The sequence below is a fragment of the Mesorhizobium sp. M0019 genome (assembly GCF_040323975.1).
GTDB lineage: Bacteria > Pseudomonadota > Alphaproteobacteria > Rhizobiales > Rhizobiaceae > Mesorhizobium.
Genome location: NZ_JAMYVK010000083.1, coordinates 1 through 15,074 on the forward strand (window position 1 = coordinate 1; position 15,074 = coordinate 15,074).

Annotated in this window: 16 protein-coding genes and 1 pseudogene; 6 read left to right on the plus strand and 11 right to left on the minus strand. The window is 61.5% G+C overall.

What is annotated here, in order from left to right; translation table 11 throughout:
- The 5 genes from NKK47_RS33275 to NKK47_RS33295 form a co-directional block, all read right to left on the minus strand.
- A partial coding sequence (locus NKK47_RS33275) for a transposase (protein ID WP_352579706.1) occupies nt 1-351 on the minus strand: 351 nt, incomplete at its 3' end.
- Nucleotides 352-381: 30 nt separating this feature from the next.
- Complete coding sequence (tnpC, locus tag NKK47_RS33280; protein WP_352579707.1) at nt 382-1,947, minus strand: IS66 family transposase; 1,566 nt, start codon at nt 1,945-1,947, stop codon at nt 382-384.
- A 69-nt stretch (nt 1,948-2,016) separates the two neighbouring features.
- Nucleotides 2,017-2,370, minus strand: a complete 354-nt coding sequence (tnpB, locus tag NKK47_RS33285; protein WP_352579708.1) for an IS66 family insertion sequence element accessory protein TnpB — start codon at nt 2,368-2,370, stop codon at nt 2,017-2,019.
- The gene (locus tag NKK47_RS33290) at nt 2,367-2,783 is read right to left on the minus strand and encodes a transposase (protein WP_352579709.1); all 417 of its coding nucleotides are present in this window, start codon (nt 2,781-2,783) and stop codon (nt 2,367-2,369) included. Before NKK47_RS33290 ends, tnpB begins: the two co-directional genes overlap by 4 nt.
- Nucleotides 2,784-3,416: 633 nt before the next feature.
- Nucleotides 3,417-3,659 carry a DUF680 domain-containing protein gene (locus NKK47_RS33295; protein ID WP_352579710.1) on the minus strand — a complete coding sequence of 81 codons (243 nt, stop codon included), beginning with the start codon at nt 3,657-3,659 and terminating at the stop codon, nt 3,417-3,419.
- Nucleotides 3,660-4,123: 464 nt separating this feature from the next.
- Between NKK47_RS33295 and NKK47_RS33300 the strand changes: the two genes are divergently transcribed.
- The 5 genes from NKK47_RS33300 to NKK47_RS33320 all read left to right on the plus strand — a co-directional run bounded on the left by NKK47_RS33300 (nt 4,124) and on the right by NKK47_RS33320 (nt 8,701).
- A complete protein-coding gene (locus tag NKK47_RS33300; RefSeq protein WP_352579711.1) occupies nt 4,124-4,525 on the plus strand; it encodes a hypothetical protein in 402 nt (133 codons plus the stop codon).
- Nucleotides 4,526-5,115: 590 nt separating this feature from the next.
- The gene (locus NKK47_RS33305; protein ID WP_352579712.1) at nt 5,116-5,394 is read left to right on the plus strand and encodes a hypothetical protein; all 279 of its coding nucleotides are present in this window, start codon (nt 5,116-5,118) and stop codon (nt 5,392-5,394) included.
- A 14-nt stretch (nt 5,395-5,408) separates the two neighbouring features.
- Nucleotides 5,409-6,689, plus strand: a complete 1,281-nt coding sequence (locus NKK47_RS33310) for a cytochrome b N-terminal domain-containing protein (RefSeq protein WP_352579713.1) — start codon at nt 5,409-5,411, stop codon at nt 6,687-6,689.
- Nucleotides 6,690-6,785: 96 nt separating this feature from the next.
- Nucleotides 6,786-7,688: a DUF1259 domain-containing protein gene (locus NKK47_RS33315; RefSeq protein ID WP_352579720.1), complete on the plus strand. Its 903-nt coding sequence runs from the start codon at nt 6,786-6,788 to the stop codon at nt 7,686-7,688.
- A gap of 152 nt (nt 7,689-7,840) precedes the next feature.
- Nucleotides 7,841-8,701 (plus strand): hypothetical protein, encoded by an 861-nt coding sequence (locus NKK47_RS33320; protein WP_352579714.1) that lies wholly within the window; start codon nt 7,841-7,843, stop codon nt 8,699-8,701.
- A 37-nt stretch (nt 8,702-8,738) separates the two neighbouring features.
- Here NKK47_RS33320 and NKK47_RS33325 read toward each other — a convergent pair whose 3' ends face one another.
- The 6 genes and pseudogenes from NKK47_RS33325 to NKK47_RS33350 all read right to left on the minus strand — a co-directional run bounded on the left by NKK47_RS33325 (nt 8,739) and on the right by NKK47_RS33350 (nt 12,885).
- Nucleotides 8,739-9,455, minus strand: a complete 717-nt coding sequence (locus tag NKK47_RS33325) for a HoxN/HupN/NixA family nickel/cobalt transporter (protein ID WP_352579715.1) — start codon at nt 9,453-9,455, stop codon at nt 8,739-8,741.
- A 102-nt stretch (nt 9,456-9,557) separates the two neighbouring features.
- Nucleotides 9,558-9,791: a sulfotransferase gene (locus NKK47_RS33330; RefSeq protein ID WP_352579721.1), complete on the minus strand. Its 234-nt coding sequence runs from the start codon at nt 9,789-9,791 to the stop codon at nt 9,558-9,560.
- Nucleotides 9,792-9,824: 33 nt separating this feature from the next.
- Nucleotides 9,825-11,198, minus strand: a complete 1,374-nt coding sequence (locus NKK47_RS33335) for an IS30 family transposase (protein WP_352579716.1) — start codon at nt 11,196-11,198, stop codon at nt 9,825-9,827.
- Between the two features lie 133 nt (nt 11,199-11,331).
- Nucleotides 11,332-11,556: a sulfotransferase gene (locus tag NKK47_RS33340; RefSeq protein WP_352579717.1), complete on the minus strand. Its 225-nt coding sequence runs from the start codon at nt 11,554-11,556 to the stop codon at nt 11,332-11,334.
- A 258-nt stretch (nt 11,557-11,814) separates the two neighbouring features.
- Nucleotides 11,815-12,396 (minus strand): annotated as a pseudogene (locus NKK47_RS33345) (IS5 family transposase); the annotation flags it as partial.
- 69 nt (nt 12,397-12,465) lie between these two features.
- Entirely contained in the window at nt 12,466-12,885 is a 420-nt protein-coding gene (locus NKK47_RS33350) for a cupin domain-containing protein (RefSeq protein ID WP_352579718.1), read from the minus strand.
- 202 nt (nt 12,886-13,087) lie between these two features.
- On the opposite strand from NKK47_RS33350, the gene NKK47_RS33355 reads away from it, so the two are divergent.
- Nucleotides 13,088-14,590 (plus strand): winged helix-turn-helix domain-containing protein, encoded by a 1,503-nt coding sequence (locus NKK47_RS33355; RefSeq protein WP_352579719.1) that lies wholly within the window; start codon nt 13,088-13,090, stop codon nt 14,588-14,590.
- Nucleotides 14,591-15,074 lie beyond the last annotated feature (484 nt).

Genomic DNA, 15,074 nt, shown 5'->3' on the forward strand with positions numbered 1-15,074 from the left:
CAGGCGCACCGAGGACAATCCTTTATCCGACTGCAGCATCAGCCACATGGCCTTCAGCCAAACACGCAAGGGAAGCTTCGTGGAGTGCAAAGGCGTGTGCGTCGTCACCGTGAACTGGAACCGGCAATCGCCACTGGAGCATTGATAGAGACCCGGCCGTGCACGCCGCTTGCCCGTATCGCGGCCGGCTATTGCGATCGAGCGTTTGTAACCACAGGCGGGGCAAATTCTCCCATCCGGCCACACCATGCTTTCCAGCAGCCGGCGACAATGTTCCTCATCACGGAACGCCACGATCATCTCTTCAGTGGTCCGAATATTGGAAAGCGCTGCCAGCACCGTTTCAGACATTCTCATCTCCGTAAGCGCCTCGCCGATCACCTATGGGTTTGGGCTTGATGTTTTCCGGAATCGCCAGGGCATGAGTTCCTCGATCTGGCTCTGTGGATGGCCGTTGATGATGGCCTCGAGGGTTTCGGCGAGGTAGGCAACGGGATTGACGTCGTTGAGCCTGCAGGTGGCCACGACGGATGAGAGCAGCGCCCAGTTTTCGGCCCCGACCTCATGGCCAGCAAAGAGAGCATTTTTTCTGGTCAAGCATACGGGCCGGATGGCGTTTTCGACCGGGTTGGTGTCGAGCTCGAGCCGGCCGTCGCCGAGGAAGCGGGTGAGCCCTTCCCAATGGGCAAGACCATAGCGGATGTCTTCGGCCAGCTTTGAGCCCGAGGAGATCATCGACAATTGCTTTTCAAACCACGGCTTCAAGGCGGCGATGATCGGGGTGGAGTACTGCTGTCGGGCGGCGAGCCGAGCTTGTGGCGTCATGCCGCGCACCGTCGCCTCGACGGCGTAGAGCGTAGCGATCTGGCGCACGGCGGCTTCGGCGATCGGGGACTTGGTGTTGCGCGCCAGCTTCACAAAACGTCGGCGCAGGTGGCTCCAGCAATGGACGAGCAGCCATGGTCCTTGTGGCCGCTCCAGGCGTGTCAGCCGGTCATAGCCCTCATAGGCGTCAACCTGCAGGAATTGTCCGCCGAAGCCTTGAAGGAAGCGTTCGGCATGCTCGCCGCCGCGTCCCGGCGCATAGTGGAACAGCACGATGGGCGGGCCTTGGCCACCATGGCCGCGGTCATCGGAGGCGATTGCCCAGAAGAAGCCCTTCTTGACCTTGCCGCGTCCGGGATCGAGTACCGGCGCGGTGGTCTCGTCCATGAACAGGCGCTCGGCCGCCGCCAGATGCCCGCGCATGTGGTCGGCTATGGGCTTGAGATGGAAGCAGGCCCGGCCAGCCCAGTTGCCCAGTGTCGCCCGATCCAGCTGGATGCCCTGGCGGGCGTAGATCTCGGCCTGCCGGTAGAACGGCAAATGATCACCGAACTTGGCGACGATGACCTGGGCGATCAGCGCCTCGGTCGGCAGGCCACCAGGCACGATATGCTCGGGCGCATGCGCCTGCACGACGGCGCCCGAGCAGCGCCGGCAAGCGTATTTCGGGCGGCGCGTGACCAGCACGCGCAGTTGCGCCGGGATTGCGTCGAGCCGCTCGCTGACATCCTCGCCGATCCTGGCCATCTCGCCGCAGCCGCACGGACACAGCGTGCTCTTGGGCTCGATGATCCGCTCCACCCGCGGCAGATGGGCAGGCAAGTGGCCACGATTGCGCTGGCGCGAACCGGACGAGCCGTCCGAACGCCCCCGGATGACCCGCTGCGCCTTTTCCTGCGCGGCATCGAGCACGCCCTGCGCGATCGCCACGTCTTCGAGCGGCAGGTGGTATTGATCGGGATGCAGCTTCTCGGACTTGGCGCCGAACTTCTCGTGGTTGAGCTGGCTGACGACGCTCTCCAGGCGGCGGCGCGCCTCCTCGGACTCTGCCAAAGCTGCCTGCGCCTCGGCGAGGAGCGCCTTCAAACGCTCGTTCTCTTCCTGGAGAACCGTCAGATTCATGCACTAAATCAACCACATGATCTCCGATAACGCCATTGGAGACAAGGCACCTGAGTCACTGTGCCACACTCATCCGGCCAGCTGCGGACGCCGTGCCCGCTCGGGGCGAACCAGTCTCCAATCCAGCCCTTCGAACAAGGCCGCGAACATCGCCGGCGACATGCGCATCACGCCGTCGCGAACCTGCGGCCAGACGAACTTCGAGCCCTCGAGCCGCTTGTGCACCAGCACAAGGCCGGTGCGATCCCACACCAAAATCTTGATCCTGTCAGCCCTTTTGGCCCGGAACACGAGGGCTGCCCCACAGAACGGGTCGAGGCCTAGCATCTCCTGCACAGCCAATGCCAATCCGTCCATGCCGCGCCGGAAGTCAACCGGCCGGGTCGCCACGTAGATCTTCAGATCGTTGCCCGGTGCAATCATCGCGAGGCCCGAACCGCTCGGATCACCTGCGACAGCTGCTCGAGGTCAACCGCCGTTCGGATCACCATGTCGTCGATCACGATTTCCACCTTCGCCGGCGTCGATTTCGATGGCCTCATCCTCCGCTGAGGCGCCGATGAGTCGTCCACCATCAACTGCGCGAACATCGGCGCCATGCTTTCCGGCAGTGCCAGTTGTCCCTGACGAAGGCGACGCCGCCAATCGTAGATCTGCCAGCGGGTCGCGCCATGCTTGCGCGCGACCGCCGCCACCTGCACCCCGGCCGCAATCCGGGCTCTCTCGGCCTCCGAGCGAACCCGCCGTCCCGTTGGACCGTCCAGAACCTCGAGCCGGCCTGCGTAGCCAGCTGTCGAGACGTCCAAATGGACGCCCGTTTTGCCGTCTGCTCCCACGGCGGCCCTCCGTCTCTCGCGATCGGAGGCATTCTTGGCACATTCACCTCATGCCCCGCACGAGGGGAGCGGCGTGGCGCTTACTCATCTCCTTCCGATCATGCCCGAAGAATCGCATGGAAGGCCCCAGAAAACAAGGATATTGCTGTCTTTGGTTGATAAAGGCGGCGTACGATTTTGAGCAGCTCTTGTTCTGACCCCTCTTGGCACCGACGTGGGCGCCCGATCGGGCGTAAGCGGGTCCGGGTTGTGCAGCCCGATCGGGCGCGGATCAGCCAAGCTCCTCGGCTTTAGGTTTGAGTGCCAGACTGGACGTCTACTCCGCAGCCAACAGCCCCGCCAATGCCTGTTCACGCCGGGCGATGACGGCTGGATCATTCATGAAATCCGTCCTCTTGCCGGGCTTGCGGCCGCGCTTCACACGCTCGCGGTCGCTGCGTTCGCGGTTGTGTTATCCCTCGAGTTCGCGCTCCAACTCTGAAAGGGACCGCACTTTCTGAGGCGGTTCGGACTTCCCGTAAAAAAGAAGTGCCCCTGGGAGGGCACCTTCAGGCTGCTGTCAAGAAGAGGGGTTTGTGATCAATCTGAGCGGCGGGACAAGCCCACCGCTCTTCGTAGTTGTGGGCTTCAGAATCAATGGCCCCAGATGCCTTGGCCCGATTGAGCCGGTACGTTGGCGTTGGCCTCACCCTTCGTCTTGTCCGACCTCAGGATCGAGCCGGTGTACGAGGTGTCAATATTGGCCGAGGACCGGCCAGCAACGAAGTGATTCGCAACGAGCTGATTGGCATCGTTGGAGCCATAATGGTCGCTGCCGGCAAAGGCGGTGCCCGTGGCAACGAGGATCGCGGCGGCGGTAAGAGCGATCTTGTTCATTTCTAATACTCCGGTATTTTCCTTGTTGTGTCCGTCAAGTGGCGTGCCTTGGGAGGAATTCGCGTCGCTCGGACCGCCCCGAAATGGGTCAGCCGTGCGGACCTTTCCAATCACAAAGATGTTCCATCCGCACCGCGAATCTGCTCCTTGAAATCAGACAGAGCTTTCCTTTTGCCACAATCTTTATAAGTATTATCAAGGGTTATGTTGATCTAACTGCCACGGCGCGGACGCATTTCCTAACCCGGTGTTCATACTGCCCTGCACGATGCGTCAACAGAAACGACCGATTGGTTTTCGATTCGACCCCGTCGATCGGGAAGTGGCTTGCGTGAAGCGCGCCCCCGCCCGCCAAAATGAGATTGGCCGCGGATTGTGAATCGCGAGCGCAGCAATCCATTCCCCCGAACGAGAGATTTGAGATGCAAGGCCCGTGCGACTTTTTGCGAGCGGGGGAACTGACAATGTCGGATACCAAGGCTTTTGAGGAGCTAACCGAGCCACCGCCCCCAAGATTTTCACCTATCGCACCCCTAACCCAAGGGTTTGACTATTCGCGACTTTGTGTTCACACGAATAATTTCGGCACTATCGGCAAAAACTTAAGCCGACCGGAGTGCGTGCTCTACGAAGCAGATGGGATCTGGATTTCCGACTCTCGTGGAGGCGTAGCGCGGCTCGGCGACGATGGCTCACCAACTTTGCTTGGGAGCGGCAATCAGGTGCCGAACGGATTTAGCCGTCAGTCCAATGGTTCATTCATCGTCGCAGGGCTTGAAGATGGCGCGCTCCACTCGATCGCTCCGGGCGGGACGGCGATAAGATTACTCGACGCAATCGACGGAAAGCCACTCGGCGCGCAGTAAACCACGCCTGGGCGGACAACAATGATCGAATCTGGCTATCGATTATGACGCGCCGCCCGTACACCGGAGCATCAGCAGCCGGCTTCCGTATGCGGTTACGCTTTGTCCCCCAGCTAGCGAGGCTTGGTTTTTTTCAGAATTGCCTGGGTCTGTACGGCCTACGGCGCACGCCTTGAATGGAGTGCGCAGAAAAAACCAAATTGCAGCATGTCGATGCAAGCGACAGGGAGCCATCCCGGATAAGTTTCTCGCCATACCGGCAGCGGATAGGCCGTTTTTCCGCCAGGACTTGTAAATGCTGAAGAGTTTTGCGGTCCACTGTCTCCCTTGGGTCTGCCACGGGGTTGTCTCATGCGACCCGCGTGCAATTGACCGCAGTTCCAAGTCAGCAAATTCGTCGCTCATCGAGTTTGCCCGGCATACCCGGACTGAAGGGGCAGTGATATGACAAGTTCTACGGCAATGGCGACGTCTGCCACGGCGACACCAACAAAGAAGCGACGACGCAAACCCCCGCGCCGAACAACGACTTCTACCAACTCGTGGAGGCGTGCAATCGGTGGCCGCTGCCGCGCGGCGGAACTCCGCTAGTGAACCTAACCTTTCAGTTCGACGCTGATGGGGTTAGCCATCTTCAGGTTCTAGGGGAGGACGGCGAATGCGTGCTCTGCCGGGGATGGCGCGCGGACGGCGACGGCGGCCGCAGCGCGGCGCTGGCCGTGCTGCTCGCCGCGGAGCGCCCGCCGCCGGCTGCACTTGATCGCCTTGCCCACGAATATGAACTGAGGGACGCGCTCTACGCGTGGGCTTCGGGCCGCAGAGCGGAAACGCACAGCTGGCCACCCGCCACGAAGCCGGTGGCGGCCTGAGCAGAGGACACGGAATGGTAGACCAATCGAATGAGGACGTCGCAAGACGTCAGCCAGGCAGCCGCGTCGTTCGGTGGATCGATCACCGATTGCCGGTTTTCACCTTCGTCAATCATGAACTGAACGACTATCCGACGCCAAGAAATCTGAACTACTTGTGGAATTTCGGTTCGCTGGCCGGGTTCATGCTGGTCGTCATGATCTTCACCGGCGTGGTGCTCGCAATGCACTACACAGCGGATTCGAACCTCGCTTTCGGCTCCGTCGAGCACATCATGCGCGACGTAAATTACGGATGGATGATCCGCTACATCCACCTGAACGGCGCATCGTTCTTCTTCATCGCGACCTACATCCATATTTTTCGCGGCCTTTACTACGGCTCATACAAGGCACCGCGCGAACTGTTGTGGATGCTGGGGGTAGTCATCCTGCTGCTGATGATGGCGACCGCCTTCTTTGGCTATGTCCTGCCATGGAGCCAGATGGGGTTTTGGGGCGCTACGGTGATCACCAACCTGTTCTCCGCGATTCCTGTCGTCGGAGAGAGCATTGTCACGTGGCTTTGGGGCGGGTTCTCCGTCGATAATCCGACGCTGCAGCGCTTCTATGCCCTGCACTACCTCCTGCCGTTCGTCATCGTCGGCGTCGTAATGCTGCATCTCGTCGCGTTGCATCGGCACGGTTCCAACAATCCGCTCGGCATCGACCGCAACGGGCCGGGAGACAGCATCCCCTTCCACCCCTACTACACGGTCAAAGACCTGCTCGGCTTGGCGGCGTTCTTGCTGGTATTCGCCTTCTTCGTCTTCTACCTGCCGAATTATCTGAATTCCACCGACGCCTTCATCCCGGCCAATCCACTGCAAACGCCCGCCGAGGTCGTGCCGCAATGGTATTTCCTGCCTTTCTACGCAATCTTGCGCTCGATCCCGAACAAGCTTGCCGGCGTCATCGCCATGTTCTCGGCCGTGGCTGTCCTCTTCATCCTACCCTGGCTGGATACATCGAAGGTCCGCAGTGCCCGCTTCCGGCCAATCTACAAGAGGGTCTTCTGGCTCCTGGTCATCGACGTCATCGTTTTGGGCTGGGTCGGCGCCAACAAGCCAGAGGGCCTTTTCGTTCTCATCGGCCGCGTTGGCACGTTCTATTACTTCTTCCATTTCCTGGTCGTGATGCCGCTCCTCGGCATTTTCGAGCGGCCGCTGCCGCTCCCGACCAGTATCGTCTCGGCAGTCCTGCCGAAGGGCGGCGCGCATCCGGCCGCAGCGCAGGCGATGGCAGATACGCCGTAACCATCCAGCCGTCGAATATCGCACCTGTCTCTAGTGGCACGGCGACGGCGAAACCAACCCCGATCAATTGGCACTGAAGAAAAGAGGAATACCGCCATGTCACGTCCCATCCGCTGGGCAGTTCTCATTGCCGCCGCAACCATCGTCACCCCTTCGTTAGCCGCCAGTCCTGACTGGAGCCAAGTCGGAAGGGCGCTGGGCAAAGGAGGAACCACGCTGGCCGACGGCGTCTATAGAGTTGGCTTGCCACGAACCGACCTGAAGGTATCGCTCGACGGCGTATCCCTGAAGCCAGGGTTTGCCCTCGGAGGCTGGATCGCATTCGATCCAATGGGGAGCCAGGCAATGGTCATGGGTGACATCGTTCTGACGCAGAACGAAGTGAACCCGGTCATGAAGAAGCTTGAAGAGAGCGGGATCGAGATCACTGCGTTGCACAACCATTTGCTGCGCGCGGAGCCAATGACCCTCTACATGCACGTCTCCGGCCAGGGCGACCCGGTCACGCTCGCCACAGCGCTTCATGCGGGACTGGCGCTGAGCAAGACGCCGATGGAGAGCGCTGCGTCCGGTGCCGTACAGCCGCAAGCGTCCTCTCAGCAGATCGATTTCGACACGGCGGCCGTCGACCAGGCTATTGGTCATAAAGGCAAGGCTAATGGCGGGGTTTATCAGTTCACTATCCCACGAGCCGAAACGATTACGGACAGCGGCATGGCGGTCCCAGTGTCGATGGGTACCGCCATTGCCATCAACTTCCAGCCGACCGGAGGAGGCAAGGCGGCGATCACGGGCGATTTTGTACTGATCGCATCGGAGGTCAATCCGGTTCTCAAGGCGATGCAAGACAGCGGCATCGAGATCACGGCACTGCATAGCCACATGATCGATGAGCAGCCGCGGCTCTTCTTCATGCATTTCTGGGCGAATGACGACGCCGCCAAGCTTGCGCGCGGCCTCAAGGCGGCTCTCGACAAGATGAACCTCGCGAACAGCTAGGGTCGGGTCCAGTGCGCTCCGCCAGCGTGGCCCTTGGGCTCATCGCCACGATCCCCCTGATCGTATGCTCAGTCGGCCCGGCTGCGGCGGAGCCGCCTCTGATCCTCGAGCGAACAATCCCACTCGAAAACGTCTCGGGCCGCATCGATCACATGGCGATCGATCGTGTTGGGAGGCGACTGTTCGTCGCCGAACTCGGTAACGACAGCGTCGATGTTGTCGACCTTCAGACTGGTAAGATCCTCCATAGGATCACCGGCCTGAAGGAGCCGCAGGGCGTCGCATGCCTTGCCGATCAGGACGTGATCGCCGTTGCCAACGGCGGTGACGGGTCCGTTCGGTTCTTTCATGCAGGAGATATGTCCTCACTGGGAACCACTGCTCTCGGCAACGATGCCGATAATGTCCGCATCGATCCGTCTTCCGGCGATGTTTTTGTTGGATATGGTGATGGCGGATTGGCCATCCTCGATCCTGTGACCCAAGCCAAGCTTGAAGACATAACGCTGGCCGGTCATCCCGAAAGCTTTCAGCTTGACTCGAAAACGAGCCAGGTGTTCGCGAATGTGCCGGACGCCGGGCAGATCGCCGTCATTGACCTCAAATCGCGCAAGCAGGTGGCTACCTGGAAAACACCAGGCGTGGCGGCGAATTTTCCGATGGCGCTCGACAGCGCGGGGGGCCGGCTTGCAGTTGTGTTCCGCAGTCCGGCAAAGCTTGCTCTGCTGGATCCGGCAAGTGGTGCGGTGACCGCGAGCCTGGATACATGCGGCGATGCTGACGATGTTTTCTTCGACGGCAAGCGCGATCGAATCTATGTGAGCTGCGGAGACGGCGTGATCGACGTTGTGCAGCGCAGCCCAAAAGGGCTCGGGCCGGTCGAACGTGTGGCGACTTCCAGCGGAGCCCGAACCTCGCTCTTCGCACCGGACCTCGATCGCCTCTTTGTTGCCGCGCGTGCTGGATGGCTTGGATCCGGGGCCGCTATCCTCGAATTCCGCCCTTCGCCATGATGTCGATCAGGCATCGGTCGCCCGAGTCAAATACCTCTTAGTTCGACGAGATTTGCCAAACCGCCACGCCTGCAAGAATAAGACCAGCGACGCCTTCGATGGCCCGCGAAATGGCATCGAACAGGCGTGGCCGGCTATCGAAAAAATGCACCAGACGTTCACGAAACACGATCGACAGCACCGCAACGCAAGACAGGGTCAGCGCCACGCCGACCATCATGGTGATTGCAAACAGGATGCCGGCGAGCGGAACGCCTCTGGACATTGCGAAGGTCATCACGAAAAGCGTCAGCGGGCATGGGATCAGGCCGGCCATGACGCCGACGGCCTCGCCCTCATGCTTGTGGTGATGGCCGTGGCTCAATGCGCGCCATACCATCCAGATGCCGATCAGGCCAAGCAGGCCCCGACTGACGTCTTCCAGCAGCGGGGCGCGGCCCACACTGCCCAGGGCAATCGATACCAACGGCAACGAGAGCGCCGCGATCAGCACGGCAATCGTTACATGCGTGAAGGAGAGTGTCAGCGACACCAGAAGCCCACGCCGGACGCTGGCATCCGATCCTGCCAGATAGGTGGCCAGGACAGCCTTGCTATGGCCCGGCGTCAGCGCATGCGCCGCACCGAACAGAATGCCCATCGGCAGAAAGGCCGTGAACGCCAGCCAACCGCCGCCGGCCGCAAGCAGTTTGATCTGCTCGGCCAGTGCCAAGTAGATTGTGCGTTGGAATTCAACAAGGGTCTGGAAAAACACGATCGAGCCGCCCGCCTCAACCACGTGGTCGGGTTGGTGCGTTCAGACATCAGATTGCCTGAGCAGGCTCGGGAAGGTCCGGCCGGGGCGGAAAACCGCCGTTCAGCGCCCTACGCGAGCACGAAATTCGGCAGTCCGAATTGGTGCGTGGAAACGGTTCGGAAGGCAAGGCAACTGCACATCGAGAAAGGCACAAAGCGGCTCCCACCCTTCTGAGACTTGATACGTGAGAAGGCGTTCAGGCGGCAGCGTTGATTTCACGGTAGCGTTATGGGCTTCATAGACCGCGATTGCGTGATCACGGTCATCAAATCGACCGCCAAAGACAAGGCGGATTCAAGCGGTCGTCGCAACAGCGATTGTGTTCACTCATGGCAGCAACTCGTCAAGCGCCTCTGCCGGTGTTTTCCAACCGAGGGTCTTTCTCGGCCGGGCATTGAGGGCCGCTGCCACGGCGGCGATCTCGTCGGCGCTGTGGATGCTCAGGTCGGTGCCTTTCGGGAAGTACTGACGCAGCAGCCCATTGGTGTTCTCGTTGGTGCCGCGCTGCCATGGGCTTTGCGGATCGCAGAAGTAGACCTGGACACCCGCATCGATCGTGAGACGATCGTGCTGGGCCATTTCGGCTCCCTGATCCCAGGTCAGCGAACGGCGTAGCTCTTCGGGCAAGGTGATGATGGTGCGCGTAATTGCGTCGCGGACAGCTTCAGCTCCATGTCCCGCGAGCGCAGGCCCGTTCTTCGCGCGCGGAGCTTCGCCATGCCCCGCCAGCCGGGGAAGATGCAGCAGCATCGTGAAGCGTGTCGTACGTTCAACCAGCGTGCCGATCGCCGAGCTGCCAAGACCGAGGATGAGGTCTCCCTCCCAGTGACCCGGCACCGCGCGATCGGCCGCTTCGGCGGGGCGTTGACTGATCATGATCTCCGGCGAGACAAAGCTCTTACCTCGCCTGCGTACGCGCGCCCTGGGGACCCGCAGCACACGCCCCGTTCGCAAGCAGGCCGTCAGCTCGCGGCGCAGCACTCCGCGGCCCTGAACGAAGAGGGCCTGATAGATGGCTTCGTGGCTGATGCGCATCGTCTTGTCGTCCGGGAAGTCGATCGGCAAGCGTCGGGCAATCTGCTCAGGGCTCCAGGCCCTGGCCCATCGCCGATCCTTTCGCGGGCCATGCCGGCGGCCCTTCCACGGAACGGTGGGACCATGAACGGGAGCGCCGCTCGGGGCCACGACAACGCCAGCAAGTCTCTCCTCTACATAAGTGCGCAAGGTTGCGTTGAACGCAAGCTTGGTCGGCCTGGGCCGACGGGCCGATCGATCCGCATGCCACTGGGCAGTCGTCGCCCGATACTCCAACCCGCCGCTGCGGGTGGCCGCGTTGCGCCGCAGTTCACGGGAGATTGTCGAGGCGGACCGACCGAGCCAGCGCCCAATCTCCTGCATGGAATGGCCCTGTACCCTGAGAAGTGCGATCTCTTCGCGCTCCACCAAGGACAGGTACCGCCCGGAGAGCGGCTTCGCCGAAGATCTGAACATCGCTGGTGGCATACCGCCCGCCTTTCGGAACCATCTGGTTCCTACAGGCTGCGACACTCCGGCTTGGAGCGCAGCATCTTCACTGCTCAGCCCCGCGGCGATCGCCCTCCAGTATCCAATCTGTCCATCGCGCCCCGCCACAGGCGGCCGCCCTGGTGAAGGTAATGGCGCTCGTCCCGACCGTGCCGATCGCCGCTTTCGAATGCTCATCGCAACCTCCAACTTCAGAGTGTTGCGACGACCGCTTGAATCCGCCCACTGTTTCCCAACCACCGCCACACCAAAGGACTGTGGATCATTGGTAGCAGCATCCATCGTGCACCCTATCGTTTTCGCCATGCTGTCATACGGCCGTTGGCCAATCGACCGCGGAAAGATAGCCGGCATAAGCCGCATCCCAACTCGGGAGTTGTCCCTGGCCGGCGGCACGCCACAGAGCCTTCCGCTCGGGCTTGGCGTGGACATCTGCCATGTGATGACACGGTCCGAACCCAAGATGCTCCAACGCGAGCTTCAGCGAATATGTGCCGGTGCGACCCACGCCTGCACCAATGACATCTAGAGCCATGAGCACCCCCCGACGATTTCAATTGGTCAAAATACCGCTGTTTTCTTTAATTCGCTATATCTTTGAAGGTCAGCTCCGAATCGCCTCAAGCCGTAGCGCGAAGATCAGTATTGGAGAAGCGCCGGGAATGGCGGCTCCTGGCGCATTGCCGCCATTCGAAAGGTCGGAACCGAAGGTCTCCGATGGGTCACGCCACGACGATAGTCGAACCGACCTGAAGGTCCGTTATTAAAGATCTGAGAGTCCGTTTGAGAATGGTCAGGGGTGAGCGATGCGGCGCAGGAGCAAGCTGCCTAGGGCGAGGTGGATCATGGCTTCGGAGACGTCGAGCCGTTGTTCATAGTCGCGAACGAGCCGGCGCCATCGCGTCATCCAGCCGAAGGTGCGCTCCACGACCCAACGTCTCGGGAGCACTTTGAAGCCAGGCTCGGCGTCGCTCCTGCGGACGATCTCGAGAACGAAGTCGCGGTAGCCGACGGCATCCATCAGCTTGGTGCGGTCATAGGCGCCATCGGCGAACAGGTGCTTGAGCCAAGGGCATCGCTTCCGGATGCTTCCGACGATCGACTGAGCGCCGGCGCTGTCCGAGATGTCGGCGGTGGTGAGATTGACCATGAGCAGCCGGCCATCGGTGTCGACGGCGATGTGGCGCTTGCGACCGACAACCTTCTTCGCGGTGTCAAAGCCGCGCTCTTCAGCCACGGGTGCCTTGATCGACTGGGCGCGACCGCCGCGGGGAAGCGCCGGGATGGATGCGGACGGACCGCTTCGCCTTCCGGCCACGCGGCGTTGTCGGCTCGTCGAGCAGCCGGATACGCGCCGGCTCAACAGCCGACGCAATGTATGAGGCCGTCCGGTCATCGCGGGGTGCGCTATAGGCGACCGGAATCTGGGCCAGGCAACTCGGCTCTAACAAAGGTCGACGTGGACGACCAACTGGCCCTCTCCGGGATGCCGGGAGATATGACCTTTGCCGGTTCTGTCTTCCGCCAGCACTATGCTGCCGGCGGCGAGTCGGCGAATGTCGCCGTCGCTCGTTTCGAATTCAACTTCGCCAGTAAGCCAGATCACCAGCTCGCGACGCGGCGGGTTGTGCCAATCCACCACTCCCATGCCGGCAGGCACCCGGCAGATGTTGCAGCCGGTCGCCGCAAGCGTGTCCGTCAGACGCAGCGGCGGATGGCCGTTGAAGAAGGCTCGGGGCAGCAACGCGAGGTCCACCTCTTCCATGTGAGTTTCCCCCTCGGCATCGGCGTAGATATGCAGATACGTCACGCACTCGTCAGTGGCGCGGGTGGCATATGAGACGGTCTTTACGATTTCGCTCATGATTTTCTCCTGATCGTTACCGGATAGATGCGCGAGCATTGTGTGCGCTTGCCAGCACAAAGGCTTTCGGGCGATCTTGTGGATCGCGGCAGATTTACGGGTCATTCGCTTGAGAACTGCGAAGGACGGACATAATGCTGGTTGAATTCGATAAATTCCTGCTCGACACTGACCGACGAGAGCTTAGGGGCAGCGACGGGGGGTGGTTCACGTCGAGCCGCAGGTCTTCGACCTACTCCTCCATCTTGCGCAGAACGTCAACCGGGTCGTCAGCAAAGATGAGTTGATCGAGCGTGTCTGGAACGGCCGAGCCGTATCGGATGCGGCACTCAACAGCCGTATCAATGCCGCCCGCCGGGCGATCGGCGACAGTGGCGAGAGGCAGGCGATCATTCGCACCGTGCAGCGGCGGGGCTTCCTGCTTGCCGCCGACGTCAGGACGGGAGCTAGTGGCGCCGCGGAGGCGGCCACCCGGCAACACGCGCGAGCCGACGGTACGCTGCCCCGGTTGGCCCTGCCGGACAAGCCGTCGATTGCCGTCATGCCGTTCAACAACCTGAGCGGGGATCCGGCGCAGGACTATTTCGCTGACGGGATGGTAGAGGACATCATCACGGGACTCTCGCGCATCAAGTGGCTGTTCGTGATCGCGCGCAATTCCACCTTCACCTACAAAGGGCAGCCTGTCGACGTGAAGCGGGTCGGTCGCGAACTGGGTGTGCGCTATCTGCTGGAGGGCAGCGTCCGCAAGGCGGACGAGCGCGTTCGGATCAGTGCCCAACTCATGGAGGCGGAAACCGGCATTCATCTTTGGGCGCACCGCTGCGACAGCCGTCTCGACGACATCTTTGCACTACAGGACGAAATCACGTTGAGCGGTGTGGGTGCAATCGAGCCGAGCTTGCGCGATGCGGAAATCGAACGCGTCAAACGCAAGAGGCCCGACAATCTCGACGCCTACGATCTCGTTCTGCGCGCCCTTCCTCACGTCTATGTAGCCATGCCGGAGGGGGCAGCCAAGGCGGTGCCGCTGCTCGAGCGGGCGCTGGTGCTGGAAGCCGACTATGCCAGTGCCCATGGCCTACTCGCCTGGTGCAGCCAGTTCCTGTTCATCCGAGCCGGCTTCAAGGAGACCGACCGCATCGCGGCCATTCGCCACGCTCGCGCAGCAGTCACCCATGGTCGCGATGACGCAACCGCGATGGCCCTGGGCGCGTTCGTCATCGGGCTGGTGGAGCATGATCGCGCTGCTGCCCGTGAAGCATTCGAGCGGGCGCTTGCGCTGAGCCCCTCTTGCGCCTTCGCGCTCTTTCTTGGTGGCATTTTCCTGGCCTGGACCGGAGAGGCGGAGCGGGCGATCGAGTGGGCCGAACGTGCGTTGCGGGTCAGCCCTGTAGACCGGTTTGCCTTTGGGGGTCACCAAGCCGTAGCGATCGGCAATTTCATACTTGGGCAATACGAGGAAGCGGCAACCGCCGCCCGGCGAGCCGTCTTGTCCAATCCAAGCTTCAGCGTGACCCAGAGCCTCTTGGCGGCGGCGCTTGCCAAACTCGGGCGAACAGCGGAAGCCAAAGCCGCCGCCAGGCAGGTGCTTGTGCTGCAACCATCCTTCAGTTCGAGTGGATACTGCAATGCCATTGGGATCACGCCGGCGCTGGCTGCAACGCTGGTGGAAGCATGGCACCAAGCCGGTCTGCCGCCATAGGAGTCAGTGCTTAGCCAACAAGACCGAGATGTCCGGGTTGGGTCATGGACGTGAACCCGGCCGAGGGCAAACGAGCTTCCGCAAAGGGGTTGGAACCGGTCTTCCCCTCGGGCACCAGCGGCCGGCGCGATCGCCTCACCCAGCCGCCGGCCCGCAGGGCGGTGCTTTCGGCAGGTTTTCGCCCTCCCCCCCGGTGCGGCCGAGCAAGGAAGCGTCGGCAATCGTGGTGCCGCTTTCATGGCAGCCGACGCCGGATCCGCCGTCGGACGAAGGGACCGAAGCCGCGCGACATCATATACCCGTATCTGCATATCGACGAGATCAGGTGAAGATAGATCGGATTTGATGCCACTTACCTGTGCAATGACTGGTTTTTGACCACCTGAGCAGACTTGCGGGAGGACTAAGCCGCTCGCGCGGCAATGGCGCTTGTGGCAGGCGGTGCGCCTGCTGATCGACCGTGGTTCTTTGTGACTGGGGTTCC